This window comes from Pseudomonas sp. CAM1A, from assembly GCF_047501685.1.
GTDB lineage: Bacteria > Pseudomonadota > Gammaproteobacteria > Pseudomonadales > Pseudomonadaceae > Aquipseudomonas.
Genome location: NZ_JBFNXP010000002.1, coordinates 815587 through 833927, shown reverse-complemented (window position 1 = coordinate 833927; position 18341 = coordinate 815587). Strand labels below are relative to the sequence as shown.

Annotated in this window: 16 protein-coding genes; 5 read left to right on the top strand and 11 right to left on the bottom strand. The window is 64.1% G+C overall.

Annotated elements, in window-relative coordinates; all coding sequences use genetic code 11:
- Positions 1 to 32 precede the first annotated feature (32 nt).
- The 6 genes from ABZO33_RS07560 to ABZO33_RS07535 all read right to left on the bottom strand — a co-directional run bounded on the left by ABZO33_RS07560 (position 33) and on the right by ABZO33_RS07535 (position 9417).
- The gene (locus ABZO33_RS07560; RefSeq protein WP_414535510.1) at positions 33 to 920 is read right to left on the bottom strand and encodes a pirin family protein; all 888 of its coding nucleotides are present in this window, start codon (positions 918 to 920) and stop codon (positions 33 to 35) included.
- 183 nt (positions 921 to 1103) lie between these two features.
- Entirely contained in the window at positions 1104 to 2741 is a 1638-nt protein-coding gene (gene pgm / locus ABZO33_RS07555; protein WP_414535509.1) for a phosphoglucomutase (alpha-D-glucose-1,6-bisphosphate-dependent), read from the bottom strand.
- Between the two features lie 79 nt (positions 2742 to 2820).
- Positions 2821 to 5076, bottom strand: coding sequence for an ATP-dependent DNA helicase (locus tag ABZO33_RS07550; protein WP_414535508.1), 2256 nt, complete (start codon positions 5074 to 5076; stop codon positions 2821 to 2823).
- Positions 5073 to 6725, bottom strand: coding sequence for a VRR-NUC domain-containing protein (locus tag ABZO33_RS07545; protein WP_414535507.1), 1653 nt, complete (start codon positions 6723 to 6725; stop codon positions 5073 to 5075). Before ABZO33_RS07545 ends, ABZO33_RS07550 begins: the two co-directional genes overlap by 4 nt.
- A 78-nt stretch (positions 6726 to 6803) precedes the next feature.
- Complete coding sequence (locus tag ABZO33_RS07540) at positions 6804 to 8183, bottom strand: hypothetical protein (protein WP_414535506.1); 1380 nt, start codon at positions 8181 to 8183, stop codon at positions 6804 to 6806.
- A 208-nt stretch (positions 8184 to 8391) separates the two neighbouring features.
- Positions 8392 to 9417 (bottom strand): zinc-dependent alcohol dehydrogenase family protein, encoded by a 1026-nt coding sequence (locus ABZO33_RS07535; protein ID WP_414535505.1) that lies wholly within the window; start codon positions 9415 to 9417, stop codon positions 8392 to 8394.
- Between the two features lie 207 nt (positions 9418 to 9624).
- Here ABZO33_RS07535 and ABZO33_RS07530 point away from each other — a divergent pair, with 207 nt between their 5' ends.
- Complete coding sequence (locus ABZO33_RS07530) at positions 9625 to 10539, top strand: LysR family transcriptional regulator (RefSeq protein WP_414535504.1); 915 nt, start codon at positions 9625 to 9627, stop codon at positions 10537 to 10539.
- Between the two features lie 38 nt (positions 10540 to 10577).
- On the opposite strand, the gene ABZO33_RS07525 is transcribed toward ABZO33_RS07530, so the two are convergent.
- The 3 genes from ABZO33_RS07525 to ABZO33_RS07515 are packed head-to-tail and all read right to left on the bottom strand — an operon-like array spanning position 10578 to position 12329.
- Positions 10578 to 11132 carry a hypothetical protein gene (locus ABZO33_RS07525; protein WP_414535503.1) on the bottom strand — a complete coding sequence of 185 codons (555 nt, stop codon included), beginning with the start codon at positions 11130 to 11132 and terminating at the stop codon, positions 10578 to 10580.
- Entirely contained in the window at positions 11129 to 11653 is a 525-nt protein-coding gene (locus tag ABZO33_RS07520; protein ID WP_414535502.1) for a hypothetical protein, read from the bottom strand. Before ABZO33_RS07520 ends, ABZO33_RS07525 begins: the two co-directional genes overlap by 4 nt.
- A 22-nt stretch (positions 11654 to 11675) precedes the next feature.
- Positions 11676 to 12329: a hypothetical protein gene (locus tag ABZO33_RS07515; RefSeq protein ID WP_414535501.1), complete on the bottom strand. Its 654-nt coding sequence runs from the start codon at positions 12327 to 12329 to the stop codon at positions 11676 to 11678.
- Positions 12330 to 12593: 264 nt separating this feature from the next.
- Here ABZO33_RS07515 and ABZO33_RS07510 point away from each other — a divergent pair, with 264 nt between their 5' ends.
- Positions 12594 to 13316, top strand: coding sequence for a tellurite resistance TerB family protein (locus ABZO33_RS07510; protein ID WP_414535500.1), 723 nt, complete (start codon positions 12594 to 12596; stop codon positions 13314 to 13316).
- 152 nt (positions 13317 to 13468) lie between these two features.
- Here ABZO33_RS07510 and ABZO33_RS07505 read toward each other — a convergent pair whose 3' ends face one another.
- Positions 13469 to 14377, bottom strand: a complete 909-nt coding sequence (locus tag ABZO33_RS07505; protein ID WP_414535499.1) for an AraC family transcriptional regulator — start codon at positions 14375 to 14377, stop codon at positions 13469 to 13471.
- Positions 14378 to 14580: 203 nt separating this feature from the next.
- Here ABZO33_RS07505 and rclC point away from each other — a divergent pair, with 203 nt between their 5' ends.
- Genes rclC through ABZO33_RS07490 form a run of 3 tightly spaced genes read left to right on the top strand, consistent with a single transcriptional unit; the run spans position 14581 to position 16429 of the window.
- Positions 14581 to 15150: a reactive chlorine resistance membrane protein RclC gene (gene rclC, locus ABZO33_RS07500; RefSeq protein WP_414535498.1), complete on the top strand. Its 570-nt coding sequence runs from the start codon at positions 14581 to 14583 to the stop codon at positions 15148 to 15150.
- A 22-nt stretch (positions 15151 to 15172) separates the two neighbouring features.
- Complete coding sequence (locus ABZO33_RS07495; protein WP_414535497.1) at positions 15173 to 15391, top strand: DUF2790 domain-containing protein; 219 nt, start codon at positions 15173 to 15175, stop codon at positions 15389 to 15391.
- Positions 15392 to 15412: 21 nt separating this feature from the next.
- Entirely contained in the window at positions 15413 to 16429 is a 1017-nt protein-coding gene (locus ABZO33_RS07490; RefSeq protein WP_414535496.1) for an SLAC1 anion channel family protein, read from the top strand.
- Positions 16430 to 16704: 275 nt separating this feature from the next.
- On the opposite strand, the gene ABZO33_RS07485 is transcribed toward ABZO33_RS07490, so the two are convergent.
- Complete coding sequence (locus ABZO33_RS07485) at positions 16705 to 17913, bottom strand: hypothetical protein (protein ID WP_414535495.1); 1209 nt, start codon at positions 17911 to 17913, stop codon at positions 16705 to 16707.
- Positions 17914 to 18341 lie beyond the last annotated feature (428 nt).

Sequence of the window (18341 nt, the reverse complement as noted above, 5' to 3'; positions counted from 1 at the left end):
CTGTGGGAGCGGGCTTGCCCCGCGATGCGTTTTCAGCGATTGGCGCCGAGTTCGACGCCGCCCATCTGCCCAAACCGCCCGGCCTGGAAATCATCGAACGACTCGGCGATCTCGGCCTGGCTGTTCATCACGAACGGGCCATACCCGACGATGGGTTCGTCGATCGGCTCGCCGCTGAGCAGCAGCACACTGACGTCCTCCAGTGCCTCGAGGCGCACATCGCTGCCATCGCGCTCCAGCAATACCAGGCTGGCCGCACCGGCTTCGCGCTCATCGTTGACCCGCAGCGTGCCGCGCAGCACCACCAGCGCGGCATTGCGCCCGGCGGCCACCGGCAGTTGCAGCGTGGCACCGGCCTTCAGGCGCAGGTCCCAGACGTCCATCTCGGTAAAGGTGCGCGCCGGCCCCTGATGGTCAAGGTAACGCCCGGCGATCACCCGCAGGCTGCCCGCCTCGCCTTCCAGCGTCACCAGCGGAATGTCACTGGCCAGCAACGTCTGGTAGCCGGCGGCGGCACGCTTGTCCCTGGCCGGCAGGTTGACCCACAGCTGCACCATCTCCAGCGTGCCGCCGCTACGGGCAAAGGCCGGGGAATGGAACTCCTCGTGGATGATACCGCCCGCCGCGGTCATCCATTGCACGTCGCCCGGGCCGATCAGGCCGCCCGCGCCGGTGGAGTCGCGGTGCTCCACTTCGCCTTGGTAGACGATGGTGACGGTCTCGAAGCCGCGGTGCGGGTGCTGGCCGACACCGCGCCGGGTCGTGGTCGGGGCGAAGTCATGCGGGCCGGCATAGTCCAGCAGCAGGAACGGGCTGATATGCCGCGCCAGGTGGTCGTAGGTGAACAGGCTGCGCACCGGGAAGCCGTCGCCCACCCAGTGGGCGTTGGGGCTGCGGTGGATACCCTGGATCTTTTTCATGAGAAGCCTCCTGTTGATGGGTTACACCTTACAGATGAGGCCAATACTGCGGTAGATAGCTGAAATGACATGGATCGTTCCATCAGTGGAACAACCCAACGCATCGCGGGGTAAGCCCGCTCCCCCGCCTGAACGAAGCAGGCAGTGGCAGCAGGCTTGCCCCGCGATGTGTATCAGCGTCGATCAGGCGATCGCCGCGTCCACCAGCACCTGGGCTTCGGCCACCAGGCGCTTGAGGTGCGCCTCGTCGATGAAGCTTTCGGCGTAGATCTTGTAGATATCCTCGGTACCGGACGGCCGCGCGGCGAACCAGCCGTTCTCGGTCATCACCTTCAGGCCGCCGATGGCCTGGTTGTTACCCGGAGCATGGCTGAGGATCTGCTGGATCGGCTCGCCGGCCAGCTCGGTGGACTTGACCTGCTCCGGCGCCAGCTTGCTCAGCAGCGCCTTCTGCCGTGCGTCGGCCTTGGCCTCGACGCGGGTGGCGTACGGCTTGCCCAGCTTGGCGGTCAGGTCGGCGTAGATCTGGCTCGGGTTGCGCCCGGTGCGGGCAGTCATCTCGGCCGCCAACAGCGCCGGGATCAGGCCGTCCTTGTCGGTGGCCCAGACCGAGCCGTCCTTGCGCAGGAACGAGGCGCCAGCGCTCTCTTCGCCACCGAAGCCCAGCGAGCCGTCGAACAGGCCCTGGGCGAAGAACTTGAAGCCCACCGGCACTTCATACAGCTCACGGCCAAGCGCGGCGGTGACCCGGTCGATCAGACCGCTGGAGACCACGGTCTTGCCTACCGCCGCATCACTGCGCCATTGCGGGCGGTTGCGGTACAGGTAGTCGATGGCCACGGCCAGGTAGTTGTTCGGCTGCAGCAGACCGTCGGCGGTGACGATGCCGTGGCGGTCGTGGTCCGGGTCGCAGGCGAAGGCCACGTCGAAGCGCTCGCGCAGGCCGATCAGGCCTTGCATGGCGTAAGGCGAGGACGGGTCCATGCGGATCTGCCCGTCCCAGTCGACGGTCATGAAGCGGAAGGTCGGGTCGACCTCGGTGTTCACCACTTCCAGGTTCAGCTGGTAGTGCTCGGCGATGGCCGACCAGTAGCGCACGCCGGCGCCGCCCAATGGGTCGACACCCAGGCGCAGGTTGGCGCCACGGATCACGTCGAAGTCGATGACGTTTTCCAGGTCGGCGACATAGCTGCTCACGTAGTCGTGACGCTGGGTGGTCGGCGTCGCCAGCGCCTGCTGGTAGTCCATGCGCTTGACGCCAGCCAGGTTGGCTGCCAGCAGCTCGTTGGCCTTGGCCTCGATCCACTTGGTCACATCGCTGTCGGCCGGGCCACCGTTGGGCGGGTTGTACTTGAAGCCGCCGCTCTGCGGTGGGTTGTGCGACGGGGTGATGACGATGCCGTCGGCCAGGCCCTGCTGGCGGCCACGGTTGTAACAGAGGATGGCATGGGACACCGCCGGGGTCGGGGTGTACTCATCGTCCTTGCTGAGCATCACCTGCACGCCGTTGGCGGCCAGCACTTCCAGGGCGCTGGCGGCGGCCGGGGCGGACAACGCGTGGGTGTCGGCACCGATGAACAACGGGCCGTCGATGCCCTTTTCCTGGCGATACAGGCAGATGGCCTGGGTGATCGCCAGTACGTGGTATTCGTTGAAGCTCAGCTCAAACGAAGTGCCGCGGTGGCCCGAGGTGCCGAAGGCCACGCGCTGGGCCGCCACCGCGGCGTCGGGACGGCCGGTGTAGTAAGCGGTCAACAGGCGGGGGATATCGACCAGCACGCTGGCCGGAGCCGGCTTGCCTGCCAAAGGACTGAGCGTCATGCGGAACCTCGAAATCAACGGATGTTGGTGTTTGAACGCGCAGTGTACTGGGAGTTTCAGCGCCAGGCGATGGCGGCGTTCACGCCAATTGCCACCAGCCGGGGAACATCTGCCGCACCCGCGGTTCGGCAAAGCGCTCGTCGATCAGCACCAGTACGCCACGGTCGTGGTCGCCGCGGATCACCCGGCCTGCGGCCTGGATCACCTTGCGCACCCCCGGGTAGAGATACGCATAGTCGAAACCGGCGCCGAACTGCCGGCCCAGGCGCTGCTTGAACTGCTCGTTGACCGGATTGACCTGGGGCAGGCCGAGGGTGGCGACAAAAGCACCGATCAGCCTTGTGCCCGGCAGGTCGACACCCTCGCCGAAGGCGCCACCGAGCACGGCGAAGCCCACCCCCTGCCCGTGCTCCACGAAGCGCGCCAGGAAGGCCTCGCGGCTGGCCTCGTCCATACCGGGGGACTGGCGCCAGACGGGTAGCGCCGGGTAGCGTTCGGCCAGCAGCCGCGCTACCTGTTCGAGGTACTCGAAGCTGCTGAAGAAGGCCAGGTAGTTGCCCGGCTGGCCGGCAAACTGGGCGGCGATCAGCTCGACGATCGGCGCCAGTGATGCCTGGCGCTGCTGGTAGCGGGTAGACACGTCGCTGACGATGCGCACCAGCAACTGCTCGGCGCGAAACGGCGCGGCGACCTCCAGCCAGGCGGTATCGGCCGGCATGCCCAGCAGGTCGGCGTAGAAGTGCCGGGGGTTCAGGGTCGCGGAAAACAGCGTGACGCTGCGCGCCGCGCTCATGCGGGGGCCCAGCAGCCGGGCCGGCACCACGTTGCGCAGGCACAACGTGGCCAGGCGCCGCCCACGGGGTCCGTTACGCGGGCTGATATCGAACAGGAAATGCTCGTCGAACAGCTCGGCGATACGGCTGAACTGCAAGGCCTGGAAGTAGAACTCCAGCACCTTGGGCTCGACCTCGGCGGGCGCCTGGTTCATGCGTTCCTGGATCAGCCCGATGCACTGCTGCAGGGCGCGCAGGAAGGCGTCGGGCAACTGTTCACTGGCCTGGTACGGCGCGACCTGCGCCTTATACAACGCGTTCCATTGCCGATTCAGCCGGTCGAGGGCGCTGCCCAGGCCGGCCGGCTTGCCCTGGCGCAGTGCCAGCAACTGGCCCTGGTCGAGGTTGGCGCTGTACATCTGCCGGCCCCGCTCGACCAGATTGTGCGCCTCGTCCACCAGCACCGCCGTGCGCCACTGGTTGGCCTGGGCCAGGCCGAACAGCAATGCATGGGCGTCGAAGTAGTAGTTGTAGTCGGCTACCAACAGGTCGACCCAGCGCGCCATCTCCTGCCCCAGGTAATAGGGGCAGACCTGGTGCGCCAGGGCCACCTCGCGCAGGCTGGCGCGGTCAAGCAGCGGCACCTGCGCGGCCGCTTCACGGGCGGCCGGCAGGCGGTCGTAAAAGCCCCGCGCCAAGGGGCAGGACTCGCCATGGCAGGCGTTTCCCGGGTACTCGCAGGCCTTGTCGCGGGCGATCAGCTCCAGGCTGCGCAGGGCCGGTTGCGGTGATGCTCGGGTGATCTGGCGCAGCGCATCGAGGGCCAGGGCTCGCCCCGGGGTCTTGGCCGTGAGGAAGTAGAGTTTGTCCAACTGCTGTGGTACCACGGCCTTGAGCAGCGGAAACAGGGTGCCGAGAGTCTTGCCGATGCCGGTGCTGGCCTGGGCCATCAGGCAACGGCCGGTGCTCACCGCCTTGTACAGGGTCTCGGCCAGTTGCCGCTGGCCTTGACGGAACGCGGGGTAAGGAAAGCTCAGGGCCTGCAGGCCCCGGTCACGTTCGGCCAGGCGTCGCTCCTGCGCCTGCGCCCAGGCCAGGAAACGCTGGCACTGCGCCTGGAAAAAGCGCCCGAGGTCGTCGGCGCCGTAATGCTCACTGATCACGGTCTGGGCGTCGCTGTCGACGTCCAGATAGACCAGCGCCACATCGATCGCCGACAACTGCCGCGCCTGGCACAGCAGCCAGGCGTAGACCTTGGCCTGGGCCCAGTGCAGCTGGCGGTGATTGTCGGGCTGGCGGGCCAGGTCACCGCGGTGGGTCTTGATCTCTTCCAGCCGGTTGCGTGCCGGGTCGTAGCCATCGGCACGGCCGCGCACCCGCAGCCCTTGATATTCGCCCTCCAGCGCCACCTCCGACTCATAGCCGGCGCCGCGCTTGGCCACCACCCGGCGGTGCCCGGCAATGCCCTCCTGGGCACTGGGCGACGGCGTGAAGCGCAGGTCGAGATCACCGACCTTGGCGCTGAATTCGCACAGGGCGCGCACGGCCACGGTGTAACTCATGCCGGCGTGGCCTGCCAGCGCACATGGCAGACCGCCACCGGCAGGCCGTGGGCGTGGCAGAACTCGAGCCAGCGCAGCTGGTTGTCCTGCAGGCGGTCGCCCGGCCCCTTGACCTCGACCATGCGATAGCCGCCCTGCCCCGGCCAGAACTGGATCAGGTCGGGCATGCCGGCGCGGTTGGCGCGGATGTCCTGCAGCAAACGCAGGAAGCAGGCTTTCAAATGCTCGGGCGGCAAGTGCTCGAGTGCCTGTTCGAGCAGTGGCTCGTCGAGCATCTGCCAGAACACGAACGGCGACTGCAGCCCTTGCTTGGCCGCATGGCAGTCGCGGATGGCCTGACGGTAGCTGCCGTCGTCCAGGCGCCCCAGACAGGTGTCGAACAGTGCACCGCGACGCTGCTGGAAATCGCTGTCGTGCAGGTCTTGCGGCCCGGCCTGGAATGGGTTGAAGAAAGCGCCGGGGACCGGTGCGAAGATCGCCTCCCAGCACAGCAGGCCGAACAGGCTGTTGAACAGCGTGTTCTCGACATAGTGGACAGCCCCGCCCTGCTGTTCCAGGTGCTGACGCACCGCCTCTTCCACCCCCAGTGCCGCCATCGCGGCGGGCAGTTCCAGCTCGATGAGCGTGACCGCGCTGGTGCGCCGACGCGGCTGTGGCGGGCCGCCGAGCTTGCGCGCCAGGCGTGGCAGCATGCGCTCCAGTGCCTGGCGCTCCAACGCGTTGGCAGGCGCCTGGGCCATGGCCTGGGCCAATGCGAGTGCCGGCTGCCACTGCTCGCTGCGCTCATAGACCCGGACCTGGCGGATGCGCGCCTCGGGGTGGGCGCAGTCGGCATAGACCTGCAACGCAAGGTCCCAGTCGCCAACGCGCTCGCATTGCTGGCCGATGCTGAACAGCAGCCGCGCCCGCCTCCGGACCAACCAGGGGTTGCTGTGGTCCAGGCCCGCGAGTGCCGCGAGCAGTTCGGTGGGCGCGGCGCCCTGTTCGAGGCGCTCGGCGCACTGGTGCAGGGCCATGGCCAGTTCGACCTCGCTACGCTGGCGCAAAGCTCGCGAGTCGGCGCTGAACGCCACCTGTTCGTAACGGAACACGCCCAGGTCGGCGAGCACGAAATCGGACCAGCTCTGGTACAGGTTGCCAAAGAACAACAGCCGCAGCCGGTCGCATAGCGGCTGCCGGCTCCAGTGCAGGATCAGCGTCGGGAAATCGGGGCACCACTGTGCCAGGGGCCTGGGCGTCAGCTCGAGTGCCTGCAGCTGTTCCAGCAATTCGGCCTTGCTGGCCCGAGGCCGGGGAATTGTCCCGGCGAAAAGTCCGGCCAACTCGTCCTTGCGCAGCAAAGCCCACAATTGCTCGACGGCCAACGGTGCGTCGGCTGCTACCCAGCCCAAAGCCAGCAACGGCTCCAGGGCCGCGTCGGTATCGCCGATCTCGGCATAGTCGAGCTTGTCACTGCGAAACCACTCGCCCTTGCGCATGACCATCCGTACCAGCAAGGCCTGCGCGGATACCGGCAGCTTGCTGAACGCCTCGATGAAAGCATGCTCGTCGCGGTCCAGCAGGTCGGCGTAGCGTTGCCCGACCCAGCTCAGGACCTGACGGAAGTTATACAGGTAGTACAAGGGATCATCGACGGAATGGGCGATCACGGTGCAGGTCGGATACGGGAAACAAGCACTGGTTATACATACAGACTACCCGCTGGGGCAAGCGCGCTGGATCAACGGTCACGCTCTGCTCCACGCTCCAGCCGGCAGCGGCCGCAGCCACAGGTCGCGCCGCCCCAGCAACTGGTACAGGCGCCGTGCCTGGCTGCCGAGCGTGCCGGCGTACAGCGCCCGCAACTGCACAAGCTGCAGGCCGCTGGTGTCCACCAGCCACTGGCTGACAGGCTCCGGACAAGTGCGGCCCTGCAGGGCACGGTGCAGGTACGGCAACGCCACGCGCATACCAGGATGACAGCGCAGCACGAAGGCTTCGAGGTTGTGCCCCTGCGCGTCGAAGGGGGTGAACAGTTGGCAAACCAGCTGCGCTTCATTGACGCCGTATGCCGCAAGCAGTCGCGCCTTCGCCTCGTCGCGCAATGCCCGCCCCTGCGGCCAGGCCACCGCCGGCTGGCGCAAACGCTGGTAGAACGCCTGCGCGCCCTCGCGGTAGGTGCGCTGCTCGAGGTACTGCGCCTTGAGGCCATGCAGGTGGGCCAGCGGCAAGGGGTCGAACAACCCGGCCGGCCCCTGGGCATGCCAGGCCTGCGCCTCCTCCCGCCCAAGCATGCGGTCAAGGTGCCCGCCGTCATCGGGATGGCGCAGCAGATCCTCCACCGTCATCAGGTGGGTATCGCTCCAGGGCTGATCGTGCTTGGGCGCTGTCGGCGGCTGCCAAGGGTCGGACAGCACCTGGTGCAGCTGTTCGACACCCGCGGCCAGGACGCTGTGGGGGGTCACGGTGTGCGCGACCTCCCCGCTATGGCGCAGGCAACGCCGCCCCCAGGCCAGCAGGCGGTGGCGCTGGGCAAGCGGCGCGGCGCTGACCAGGAGTTGCTCGCCGCCTTGCCCACCCAGCACCTGCCCAAGGCTGGCCCCCACATCCAGATATCCCCTGGCCCCGAGCAACGCCCCCGGCTGCCCGCCGGCGAGGTGCCCGAACAGCAGCCAAGCGTTACCCGCAGCGGCCAATTGTTCGGCCGAACAGGCCTGCCGGGCACCAAACGGGCCGAGCTGCCCGCCATCGGCGCGCAACAGCTCCACCCGCGGATCATCGTGCAGGAACAGTGCGCTGAAGCAACGGTCGTGAAGGGCCAGGGCGGTGTCGTCGAGGGTGGGCAGGCGGGCCGCCAGCACCCGCAGGCGGAAAGTGGCGGCGTGGCGAATGGCGATACTCAGTTGCGCGGCGCGCAGGCAAGCCAGCAGATGGGCGCTGCGCCGATCCACGCCGTGCAGCGCCAGTACCCGCAGGTTGCCGATGCAGTTCTGGCCACCGGCGATGACCAGCAGGCGCTGGATCAGCAACTGCACCGAGGCGCGCTGGGCCTGGCTCATGTGCTCCAGCAGGCGCTGCAGGACCTGCTGGTAGATATAGTGCATGGCTTGGTCGTGGGTTTCGGTCATGCTATCGCTCCATCTCCCTGACGGCTTCGAATTGAAGTCCGATTCTGGCAGATGAATAGCTGACCGGGCTTGAAGGAAACTTCCCAAAACCGGGTAGGAAAATGAGCTGTATTTGGCGGCGAGGCCACAAGGCAAAGCCCACCCCTACAGGGCGGGCTTCATGCCGCAGCGCTAGAAGCGGGCTCGCCCGGCGCTGGCGTCGGCAGCGTCAGCCCTGCCCGCCCATGTCCAGCACCACCCGTCCGCCGCAAGGGCATGCATCCATATGCCGGTGCGCCTCGACCACCTGTTCGAACGGGTACACCTTGATGATCTGCGGTGTCAGCAGCTGGTCGGCGGTGAACTGGTTGATGTCGCGCAAGGCCCGCTGCAACGCCACCTGGTCCTGGGCAATGCCCAGCTCCGGCTTGCCGGTGAAGTTGCCGATGCAGTGCACATGGAACTGGATGTTCTTCTGGAACGCCGCGCAGGCCGGGAACGGCGTCTGGTTGCCGCCCTGCAGGCCATACAGCACCAGGCTGCCGCGCGGCGCCAGGACATCGCCGAGCAGCGACATCTGCGGGCCGCCCATGCCGTCGAGGACCATGTCCACGCCACGGCCATCGGTGTACTTGCCGACCTGCATCAGCAGGTCCTGCTCCTCGGTGACGATTACCTTGTCCGCGCCCAGGCTCAGCAGGTATTCACGCTGCTCGGGTTCCTTGGTGGCAGCGAACACCTTCAGCCCCAGGGCCTTGCCCAGCTGCACGAAGGCCGGCCCGGCGCAGTGGCTGGCGTCGGTGACCAGCGCGGTCTGCCCGGCCTTGGCCCGGGCCAGGTCGACATAGGCGAAGTAGGCGATCAGCAGCGGGGTGTAGTGCACGCTGGCCTCTATCGGGGTCAGCACGTCCGGGTAACGGGTGATGGCGCTGCGCGGCAGCACGATCACGTCGCCGTAGACCGGATGATCGTTGGGGCTGGTGGCCGGGAAGCTGGCGACCCGGTCGCCCACCGCGATATCGTCCACGCCCTCGCCGACCGCGGTGACCACGCCGGCCATCTCATGGCCGATACCCGCCGGCAGCCGCGCCTGGGACGGCGCCAGGTTCTGCCGCCAGAGCACGTCGTACCAGCTGATGCCGATCGCCTCGACGCGGATCTGCACCTCGCCGGTGGCCGGGGACGGTTCGGCCTGCTCCTCGCAACGGAGCACATCGGCCTGGCCGAACTTGTGGAAACGGATCATGCGGGACATCGCATACCTCGCCTGTGTGAATCTCGTATTACCACGGACTTTATCCGGGCTTTCACGGTTGGACCATCAGTGGCTGTTAATAGTCGACATGCCTGTCATTGATTGGGCCCCTGACAAATCTGTGCATTGGCACCCGGAAATCGGTGCAGGGTACCAGCCTTTGGCCTTAAGATTCACCCCTGCCCCACTTCAGGCGAGCCGCATCGAATGAATCGTAACGACTTGCGTCGCGTAGACCTCAACCTGCTGATCGTGTTCGAGACGCTGATGCACGAACGCAGCGTGACCCGCGCCGCCGAGAAACTGTTCCTCGGCCAGCCGGCGATCAGCGCCGCGCTGTCGCGCCTGCGCAACCTGTTCGACGACCCGCTGTTCGTGCGCACCGGACGCAGCATGGAGCCGTCGGCGCGGGCCCACGAGATCTTCGCCCTGCTGTCGCCGGCGCTGGACTCGATCTCCACTGCCGTCAGCCGCGCCGCCGAGTTCGACCCGGCCACCAGCAACGCAGTGTTCCGCATCGGCCTGTCGGATGACGCCGAATTCGCCTTGCTGCCGCAACTGCTCAAGCGCATCCGCGCCGAGGCGCCCGGCATCGTGCTGGTGGTGCGCCGGGTCAACTACCTGCTGATGCCCACCCTGCTGGCCTCCGGCGAAATCTCGGTGGGCGTGAGCTACACCAGCGACCTGCCAGCCAACGCCAAGCGCAAGGTGCTGCGGCGCAGCATGCCCAAGCTGCTGCGCGCCGACAGCATGCCCGGCAACATCACCCTGGACGACTTCTGCGCCCGGCCCCATGCGCTGGTGTCGTTCGCCGGCGACCTGTCCGGGTTCATCGACGAGGCGCTGGACGAGATCGGCCGCAAGCGCCATGTGGTGCTGGCCGTGCCGCAGTTCAACGGTTTGGGGAGTTTGCTGGCGGGGACCGATATCGTCGCCACGGTGCCGGACTACACCGCCGATGCCCTCACCGCGGCGGGCGGCCTGCGGGCCGAGGACCTGCCGCTGGAAGTACGCAGCTTCGAGCTGCATATGGCCTGGCGTGGGGCGCAGGACAACGATCCGGCGGAGCGGTGGTTGAGGTCGCGGATACAGATGTTCTTTGGGGATCCTGACAGCCTTTGACACCCCTCCTCTGAGGGTTTCACTGCCCTGCTCACCCCTTACCGTTGTTCCACCAACCCAACCTGCCCCGCATCATCGACATGGGGAATCAGCGCACTGTCATCCAGGTCACGCATCAGTTCAGTCAGCATCTGCCGTTGGTTCTCGGTGATCGGCGGTGGCACATACCAGGCGCCCACACTCATGCCCTCACGCTTGTAGCTGAAGCTGCGCAGCAGCTCGCCGTCCTTGTAGACCTTGCCGGTCAGGTTGTGCACGTAGCTATAAGGCATCGGGAACGTCAGCAGCGTCAGGGCGTTGAGCGCGACCAGAAAACCAGCCCCCTCCCCTGGCGGTTGGCTGATGACCAGGGCGTAACCCTTGCGCGGCAGTCCGTGGTCGACGAACGAGAACGCGCCGGACGACCTGACCGCCTTGGTCAGCTCGTCGCGCTTCTGGACGTCCAGGCGGGTGTAGCCATCCGGCAGCACCAACAGGCTCATTGGCACGTAGGGCTTTTGCGCATGATAGCCCAGCGGCTTCATCGACGGGTTGCAGCCGCCGAGCATCGCCAGCGCTGCCGCCATCAGCCCCGCCTTGACCAGGTTGTTCATCGCTGCGCCTCCAGCGGCTTGCTGGACTGGTTGGCGACCTGCATGTCACGGGCGAAGGCGCGGGCGACCCGACGAATGTTTTCCTCGCGTTCAGGAACACCGAGGTCGAGCAGCCAGGCGTACTTGGCCATGTAGTTCTCATAGTGATAACGCTTCAGCACCTTGCCATCACGCATCACGGTGAAGTCGGCCTTGGTGTCCAGGTCACTCTGCAAGGGCAGCAGGAACAGGGTGGCGGCGCTGAGGAACAGCAACGGCACAGGCGCGACCTTGCGCTGGGCATCGAGCTTGACCATCACCTGGGTCTGCCCTTCGCCTGCGGCACCGTTCTCGACGTTGCTGAACACGCCGCTCTCGCGCAGGTAATTGCGCAGCTCGGTGCCGTGCTCGAGCGAATCGACCATTACCGCGATTGGCGGCAGGTAATCCTGGCCTGCCTCGATGTGCGGATCAGGCAAGGTCTGGGTACCTGCGCAACCGGCCAGCAGCAGGCTGGCGCTGAGGAACAGAGTCTTTTTCATTGCTGGGCTTCCTGGGTACGGGTCACTTCGCCGGCTGGGCGGTTTGGGGCAGTTGCATGACGAAGGGGAATGCCGGCGCCATGTTCAGGTTCAGCGCCTGCAGGGGCGGCAATGCAGGGGTGTAGCGCCGGGCGATCACTTCATCGCGCGGCTGTTGATCGCCATGGAAGAACAGGCAGGCGGAAGTTCCGAGGCAGCGCGAACGGAATTCGCCGATGTAGTACGCCTTGCCTGGCTCCAGGCGCATGGGCACGAGGAACTGTTCCCGTGCCCGGATGGAGCTGTAGCCACCGTTGTAGCCGATCCAGAAGAACTGGAAGTCATAGAACTCATAGTCGCCGGGCTTGAGGGGCATGACGAACACGCTGGCCTCGCCGGGCAGCGCCTGCTTGTCGGGGCCGCGCACCTCTTCGATGTCCTTCGGGGTGTGCGCCGCCTCGGCGAACCCCCACCATGCTGCCGCGCCGTCCTGCGCGCCACGTTTGCGCAGGAGGATGCGCTGGTTGGTGTAGGCACTATCACGGCCAAGGGGGCCGATGCTGCCTACCAGGTAAGTCACCGGGCCACCGGCGGCGGGTTGCAGGGCCTCGCTGACGAGGACGGGAGATTGGGCGGCGCAGCCAGTGAGCAGGGCAAGCGGTAACAGACGTGCGAATGCACGGAGCAATCCAGGCATGAAAAATCCTTGGGGCGGGTCTCGATCCACCGGCAGCTGCGATCAGGGAGCAAGCACCTCAGCTGCGGGGGCGCAATGATATAGCGCGGCAAGGGATGAGGCGAGCAGGAATACGGCCTTTTGCCACCCCCTTGGGCAGGCGCTATTTCCGAGCCACGACAACGAATTGAGCCGAACACCCCATTGGTCAGACGGTCATGGCGGATCGCCTTCAGGGGGCTATCGTTGCTTGTCTGGGCGACCACGACCGACGAGGGCGGTGCCATGAATACCAGTGATCTACTCGAACAGCTGCTTCGGGCCGGACAAGCTTCGCAGATGCAACAAGGGAGCGGCGGCAGGTCATCGCAAGACAGCCTGGGTGGCTTGGGTGGCTTGCTCGGCGGCCTGCTTGGCGGCGGCGGTACAACGGCTGGCGGTGGCGGCCTCGGTGGTTTGCTGGGCGGTCTGTTGGGCGGCGCTGGCAGCAACACTGGCGGCTCTACCCAGGGACGCTCCGCAGGCGGCGTCAATTACGCGGCCCTGGCGTCGCTGGGGATGATGGCGTTCAAGGCCTATCAAAGCTGGCAGCGCAGCCAGGCGGCAGCCCCGCAGCAGGCGGTCCGCACGGTGGATCAACTGTCCGGCCCCGAGGCCGAGGATCACAGCCATGCCATCCTGCGCGCGCTGATTGCGGCGGCCAAGGCCGACGGTCGCATCGACCAGCAGGAAGAACAGTTGATCTACGCCGAAATCAAACGCCAGACCAGCGACCCGCAACTGCAGCAATGGCTGGATGAAGAAGTCAGCAAGCCACTCGATGCTGCTGAGGTGGCGCAGTCGGCGCGGGACCCGGCCATGGCCGCGGAAATGTACCTTGCCAGCGTGATGCAGGTGGATGACCAGCAGGAAGCTGAGCGGGCCTACCTGGATGAGCTGGCCGGCGCCCTGCAACTCGATCCGGCCTTGCAGCTCCACCTGGAACAGCAGGCCAAGGGCGTCGCCTGACCGGGCTGCGGTGCCTGCGCTTGCCATTGATCCGAGGCCAGGGCAGGCAAGGATTTGCGAACGACGGTCGTGGGGCGATAGCTGCCATTCGGGACGTCTGCTAACGACCCAAAGCTGTCTTTCGTTAGGCGTTGAAAGCGCTTTGACCAGCGTCAAACACTCGATCTTCGAGCACGACCCGGTGACACGCCATAGTGCTCCTTGAACTTCTTGCTGAACGCGGCTTGTGACTGGTACCCGACCTGGCAGGCAATATCGGTAAGGCCATGTGGGGTTTCACTGAGCAGCCGCAAGGCCAGCTCCATTCTCACGCGCGTCAGCAATGCCCAAGGTGATTCCCCCGCAACTTTGACAAAGCTGCGCATGAAGGTCGCCCGCGACATGCTGGCGTGTTCGGCCAGGCTGTCGATTGTCCATTCAAATGCGGGGTCATCCAGCATGGCTTGCCAGGCCTTGTTCAGGCGTTTGTCGCTCAATAACGCCAAAGTGCCGCTGGCCGGAGCGTGGTGGAGCAGGTAGTTGCGCACTATCAGGGCAAACAGCGCGCTGGACAGGGTATCGATCAGAAACCGCGCACCTATCTGTTCGCCATCGGCTTCGGCGCGGAGCAGGCCAACCAGAGCGGACAACTGATCAGTTATTTGCGGGTAAGCGCTGGACACCTTCAGGAAACCGGGCAGGGCCCCCAGCAACAGCGATTCGCGCTGGTACAGGAAGCGGCCACACAGGATATCCAGCTCACCATCGCCGCTGCCAACCCGGTGCAAGGGAAGCAAGCCGCCCTGGCTGACCAGGGCCTCTGAGGGCGCGTCGTCATAACCTTCACTCTGCAACCTGTGAGGCTCGCCATCGGCAATCATCAGAATGTCGCCGGCACGCAGTGTGATAGGGGCATGGCCTGGCTGCACCGCCTGACAAACGCCCGCCAGCACAATGTGGTAGCGGGCCACACCGACGGGCTTCTGGTCGTGCTCCCGCGCCCAACTGCCTTGAAACCTGCAGCGCAGGTCCAGATTGCCCCTGACGCCGGCGAGCTGGATGAGTTTATCAATCGAATTCATAGGCTCACTTCAAAAACACGGCATGGGGTTGCTGAGCGAATTCTACCTGCTAGCCGACATTGGCGGCACCGCCCTTGCGGGACAGGCTGTCGCAGCCAACTGAGACTTCTCGACAAAACCTTGAGTGCAACGAGCAAAAGCGCACTGCGCAGGTTCTGCATCATGAGCGCACTTGTTCATTGCTCTTGGTTCGAGAGGTTCCCATGTCACGCTTCAAGCTAACGCTGCAACTACTCAGCAAACTCGATACACCCGGTGTCACGCTCATCCGCTTTGCCATAGCAGTGGTCTTTCTGTGGATCGGCGCACTCAAGTTCATCCCTTATGAGGCGGACAGCATCACGCCCTTTGTGGCCAACAGTCCGGTCATGTCGTTCTTCTATGAACACCCCGAAGACTACAAGGCGCATCTCACCCACGAAGGCGAGCTGGTGCCGGAAAAGCGCGCCTGGCAGGCCGCCAACAATACCTACGGCTTCTCCCATGGCCTGGGGGTGGTGGAAATCGCCATTGCCCTTCTGGTCTTGGCAAACCCGCTATCCCGACGTCTGGGTTTGCTCGGGGGTTTGCTGTCGTTCGGTACGCCGCTGGTGACCTTCTCGTTCCTGATCACCACCCCTGAGGCCTGGGTGCCTGCGCTGGGCGATGCGCATCACGGTTTCCCTTACCTGTCTGGGGCCGGGCGGCTGGTGCTCAAGGACATCCTGATGTTTGCCGGAGCCGTGGTGATCATTGCCGACTCTGCCCGCAGCCTGTTGCGTGAAAACGCCTGATTCCCCCGATTGGAGGTACACCATGAAAGCCAGAATTGGGTTACTGCTCGCTGCAGCGCTACTTGCAGCCTGTTCCAACCTTGCGCCAATCGGCCAGCCGGATATCGCCAAGGTCATCTCGATTACAGACACCCATGCGATCTGTGGTGTGGTGCCGGTAAACATGCTCTATGAAGACAGCCAAGGCATGCGCCACAGCATGAGCTACCGTGTGTTGGGCGATGGCTGCCACGATAATTGATAGACGCCGAAGGTGCTCAAGATGACTCAGAACATTGAAACGGCAGCTGACTTCGGTACGCCAAAAGCAGCTGCTCACGAAGGGCGGCTGGCCTACCTGCCGGTCGCCCTGTTCGGCTCGGTGATGGGCCTTGCCGGGCTCTCGGCAGCCTGGCAACTGGCAAGTCGGTTATACGGGTTGCCACTGTGGGTAGCACAGCTGATTGGCGTGTTGGCCATACTGACCTTTGGCCTGGTCGGCGTGGGTTACGCCATCAAGGCGGTCACCGCACCGCATGCAGTGAAGGCAGAGTTCCAGCACCCCATTGCCGGCAACCTGTTCGGCACGGTGTTCATCTGCCTCTTGCTGCTGCCGATTCCCTTGGCCGCCTATAGCCTGGAGCTGGCACGAGGGCTTTGGGTGGCGGGCGCCGTGGGCATGGTGGTATTTGCCTGGGTGATCGTGTCCCGCTGGCTGAGCCAGCGACAGCAAGCGGCGCATGCCACGCCGGCCTGGATCGTGCCGGTGGTGGGCTTGCTCGATATCCCCTTGGCCATGCCAGTGCTGCCGTGGGACAGCCTTGCTGGCGTGGGCCTGTTTGCCTTGGCGGTGGGGCTGTTCTTCGCGCTACCGCTGTTTACCCTGATTTTCTCCCGCCTGCTGTTCGAAGCCCCCATCGCTGCCGGCTTGCGGCCGTCGCTTTTGATATTGCTGGCACCCTTTGCAGTCGGTTCTTCGGCCTACGTGAGCGTGATGGGAGAGGTAGACCGCTTTGCCAGTGCACTGTACATGTTGATGCTGTTCTTGCTGGCTGTTCTGCTCGGGCGCTTGCGCTACCTGCTGAACAGTTGTCCGTTTCGTCTATCCTGGTGGTCGGTGGGCTTTCCATTGGCGGCAGCTGCGGGCTGCGCATTGCGGTATGCCGGACATGCCCCTGGATTGTTCAGCAACGGTGTGGCGATCCTGTTGTTGGCAGGCGCAACATTGATGATTCTCGGTATGGCGATGCGCACACTGTATGGCGTTCTGCAAGGACGTTTGCGGGAACTGGCGGGTTAAGCAGCCTCCAGATCTGGGGGCTCCGCAATACACGCACTCTGGTCTGCAGATAGCCGCAACACCCGCCTGAGCGATACCTGCACAACTGTCTGCTATGAGTCGGAAGCGGCCATTGCTAAGCGTCTGCTTTCGACCTATTGCAACCCGCCCGAAAAGGGCAGCTAATGGCGAAAAGCATTTGACGGACCAATGGGTAGATTAATATCTGCAGGCGTCGCCGGCAGTGCCTGCCCTCATTGCTATCCCCAATACATAATCAACCATCATGTTTCCCCTTAATCAAAGTCTAGCTCGAGAGAAATTCTACTTATTTTAGCTGGCGAGCCGTCCGCGGCTTGGGGGCATTGACGGAAGTGGGACTTATGCGCAAGAGGGACGACGAAACCACCTCGTTGAGCATGATTTTCTTGTCCCGCACAAGTTGCGCTCTGACTACGGTGTAGCTGTACCTCAGAGAAGGGCTCCGGCACCACGTAATCATAGCCCTTCAGTTGCTCGATCAAACCGGTGTAGTTCTGCAGCGGAATGGTTCGAGCCGGCTTATCCAAATCGTTGCCGAAGAAATTTTCCCAGTGACCTATCAGGACAAGCCGAGGGCGCGTGACTCGTAGAAGGCCGGCCGGGTAGTACGGCACCTTGTCCCAGCTGGCCGCGCAGAGGATCTCCACATCATAGCCTTTGCCGTCGGCCATCACAGGCGGGAACCCCCACGGCGGTTCCGCAGCACTATCCTGGTAATGAATCCGGTACATAGGCTTGCCATCATCACCCAGCAGATCGATAACCCAGGCCAGGGTTACGTGACCGAGCTTCCAGTCAAATATGGAGGTCGGCACCTCCTTAAGATCCTGGTCGTATGCGCCTGGCAGCCAGTTTCTGCCCCAGAAGTGCGGGGCATGCCTGCTTTCGACAGGCATCGCCCGGATCCTCCCCCGCGGTTTGCCAATCGGCAGAGCTGACGGGGACTCTCCATCCGTGATCCACTGTCCGGAAGAATAGAACCAGGTACCTCGCCAGCTCGGCTGCTTGGGATAGCTAATCTGGAACAGCTGAGGCTGTACGGTTTTGATGGGGTTCTTCTCCGCATGAAGCAGGTGCCGAACAGTTTCCGACCCATACACCACTGCGTTTGGGGTCTTAGTTCGTACAACATGGTCGACGTCCAACAAGTGATCGTAGTGGGCGTGACCGACCAGTAACATCCGCACATCCTTGGCCTCGGGCATATAATATTCGATTTTCTGAAAATCGGCGCTCACCCTGAAAGGGGGCAGCCCCTTGATGTTAAAAGAGGCCTGGTTGCTGAACGAAGGAGCGAGCAGCAGACCCTCCCCCTTCCAGTGCAGTAGCCAGCCACCAACGCCGAGATACTGGATCTTCGGACCTTCCCGGTTTTGCCGGTTGGATACCACCAAACCCTCGCTCACAGGTTGTGATGTGCACGCGATAAGCGGTAGCAAAGCGAGTAGCAGAATCCATCGCATATATAAGCTCCCGGTTGTGGCTTCCATTACGCTCTCAGTAAAGCATCCCACGCAGCCGAAGGCCTCCAAAACCCTCCTTGAGGGGACTGCCAGCAGCTTTTCAGAGCTCGTGAACGGTGTAGGAATTTCCTACAGACTCGGCCAATTGAAAACTATGGAAACCCTGCTAGGATCCATGATATAGCCAAAAGCCATATAACTTTTCACTTCACCGCTTCTCGTACTTACAGCACAGCATGCATATGGCGAATGAAGCTATGCGTATATAAGGAGCAACGTCATGCATACATTGCGGGAATGTGCAATCCACTCATCTGCAGCTCAACTTCGCATCCTGGATGCTGCCACTTTAATCTTTGACCCCATGAAGACCTTTCCGCTCTTTAGATGCACAACCTAAGATTCCGTGAGATATGGATCACACGCTT

Coding starts and splice junctions, on each gene's coding strand:
- ABZO33_RS07495 (WP_414535497.1), top strand. CDS start 15,173: ATGAAAGCCAGAATTGGGTTACTGCTCGCTGCAGCGCTACTTGCAGCC.
- ABZO33_RS07515 (WP_414535501.1), bottom strand. CDS start 12,329: ATGCCTGGATTGCTCCGTGCATTCGCACGTCTGTTACCGCTTGCCCTG.
- ABZO33_RS07535 (WP_414535505.1), bottom strand. CDS start 9,417: ATGTCCCGCATGATCCGTTTCCACAAGTTCGGCCAGGCCGATGTGCTC.
- ABZO33_RS07550 (WP_414535508.1), bottom strand. CDS start 5,076: ATGAGTTACACCGTGGCCGTGCGCGCCCTGTGCGAATTCAGCGCCAAG.
- ABZO33_RS07525 (WP_414535503.1), bottom strand. CDS start 11,132: ATGAACAACCTGGTCAAGGCGGGGCTGATGGCGGCAGCGCTGGCGATG.
- rclC (WP_414535498.1), top strand. CDS start 14,581: ATGTCACGCTTCAAGCTAACGCTGCAACTACTCAGCAAACTCGATACA.
- ABZO33_RS07485 (WP_414535495.1), bottom strand. CDS start 17,913: ATGCGATGGATTCTGCTACTCGCTTTGCTACCGCTTATCGCGTGCACA.
- ABZO33_RS07490 (WP_414535496.1), top strand. CDS start 15,413: ATGACTCAGAACATTGAAACGGCAGCTGACTTCGGTACGCCAAAAGCA.
- ABZO33_RS07530 (WP_414535504.1), top strand. CDS start 9,625: ATGAATCGTAACGACTTGCGTCGCGTAGACCTCAACCTGCTGATCGTG.
- ABZO33_RS07505 (WP_414535499.1), bottom strand. CDS start 14,377: ATGAATTCGATTGATAAACTCATCCAGCTCGCCGGCGTCAGGGGCAAT.
- pgm (WP_414535509.1), bottom strand. CDS start 2,741: ATGACGCTCAGTCCTTTGGCAGGCAAGCCGGCTCCGGCCAGCGTGCTG.
- ABZO33_RS07510 (WP_414535500.1), top strand. CDS start 12,594: ATGAATACCAGTGATCTACTCGAACAGCTGCTTCGGGCCGGACAAGCT.
- ABZO33_RS07560 (WP_414535510.1), bottom strand. CDS start 920: ATGAAAAAGATCCAGGGTATCCACCGCAGCCCCAACGCCCACTGGGTG.
- ABZO33_RS07520 (WP_414535502.1), bottom strand. CDS start 11,653: ATGAAAAAGACTCTGTTCCTCAGCGCCAGCCTGCTGCTGGCCGGTTGC.
- ABZO33_RS07540 (WP_414535506.1), bottom strand. CDS start 8,183: ATGACCGAAACCCACGACCAAGCCATGCACTATATCTACCAGCAGGTC.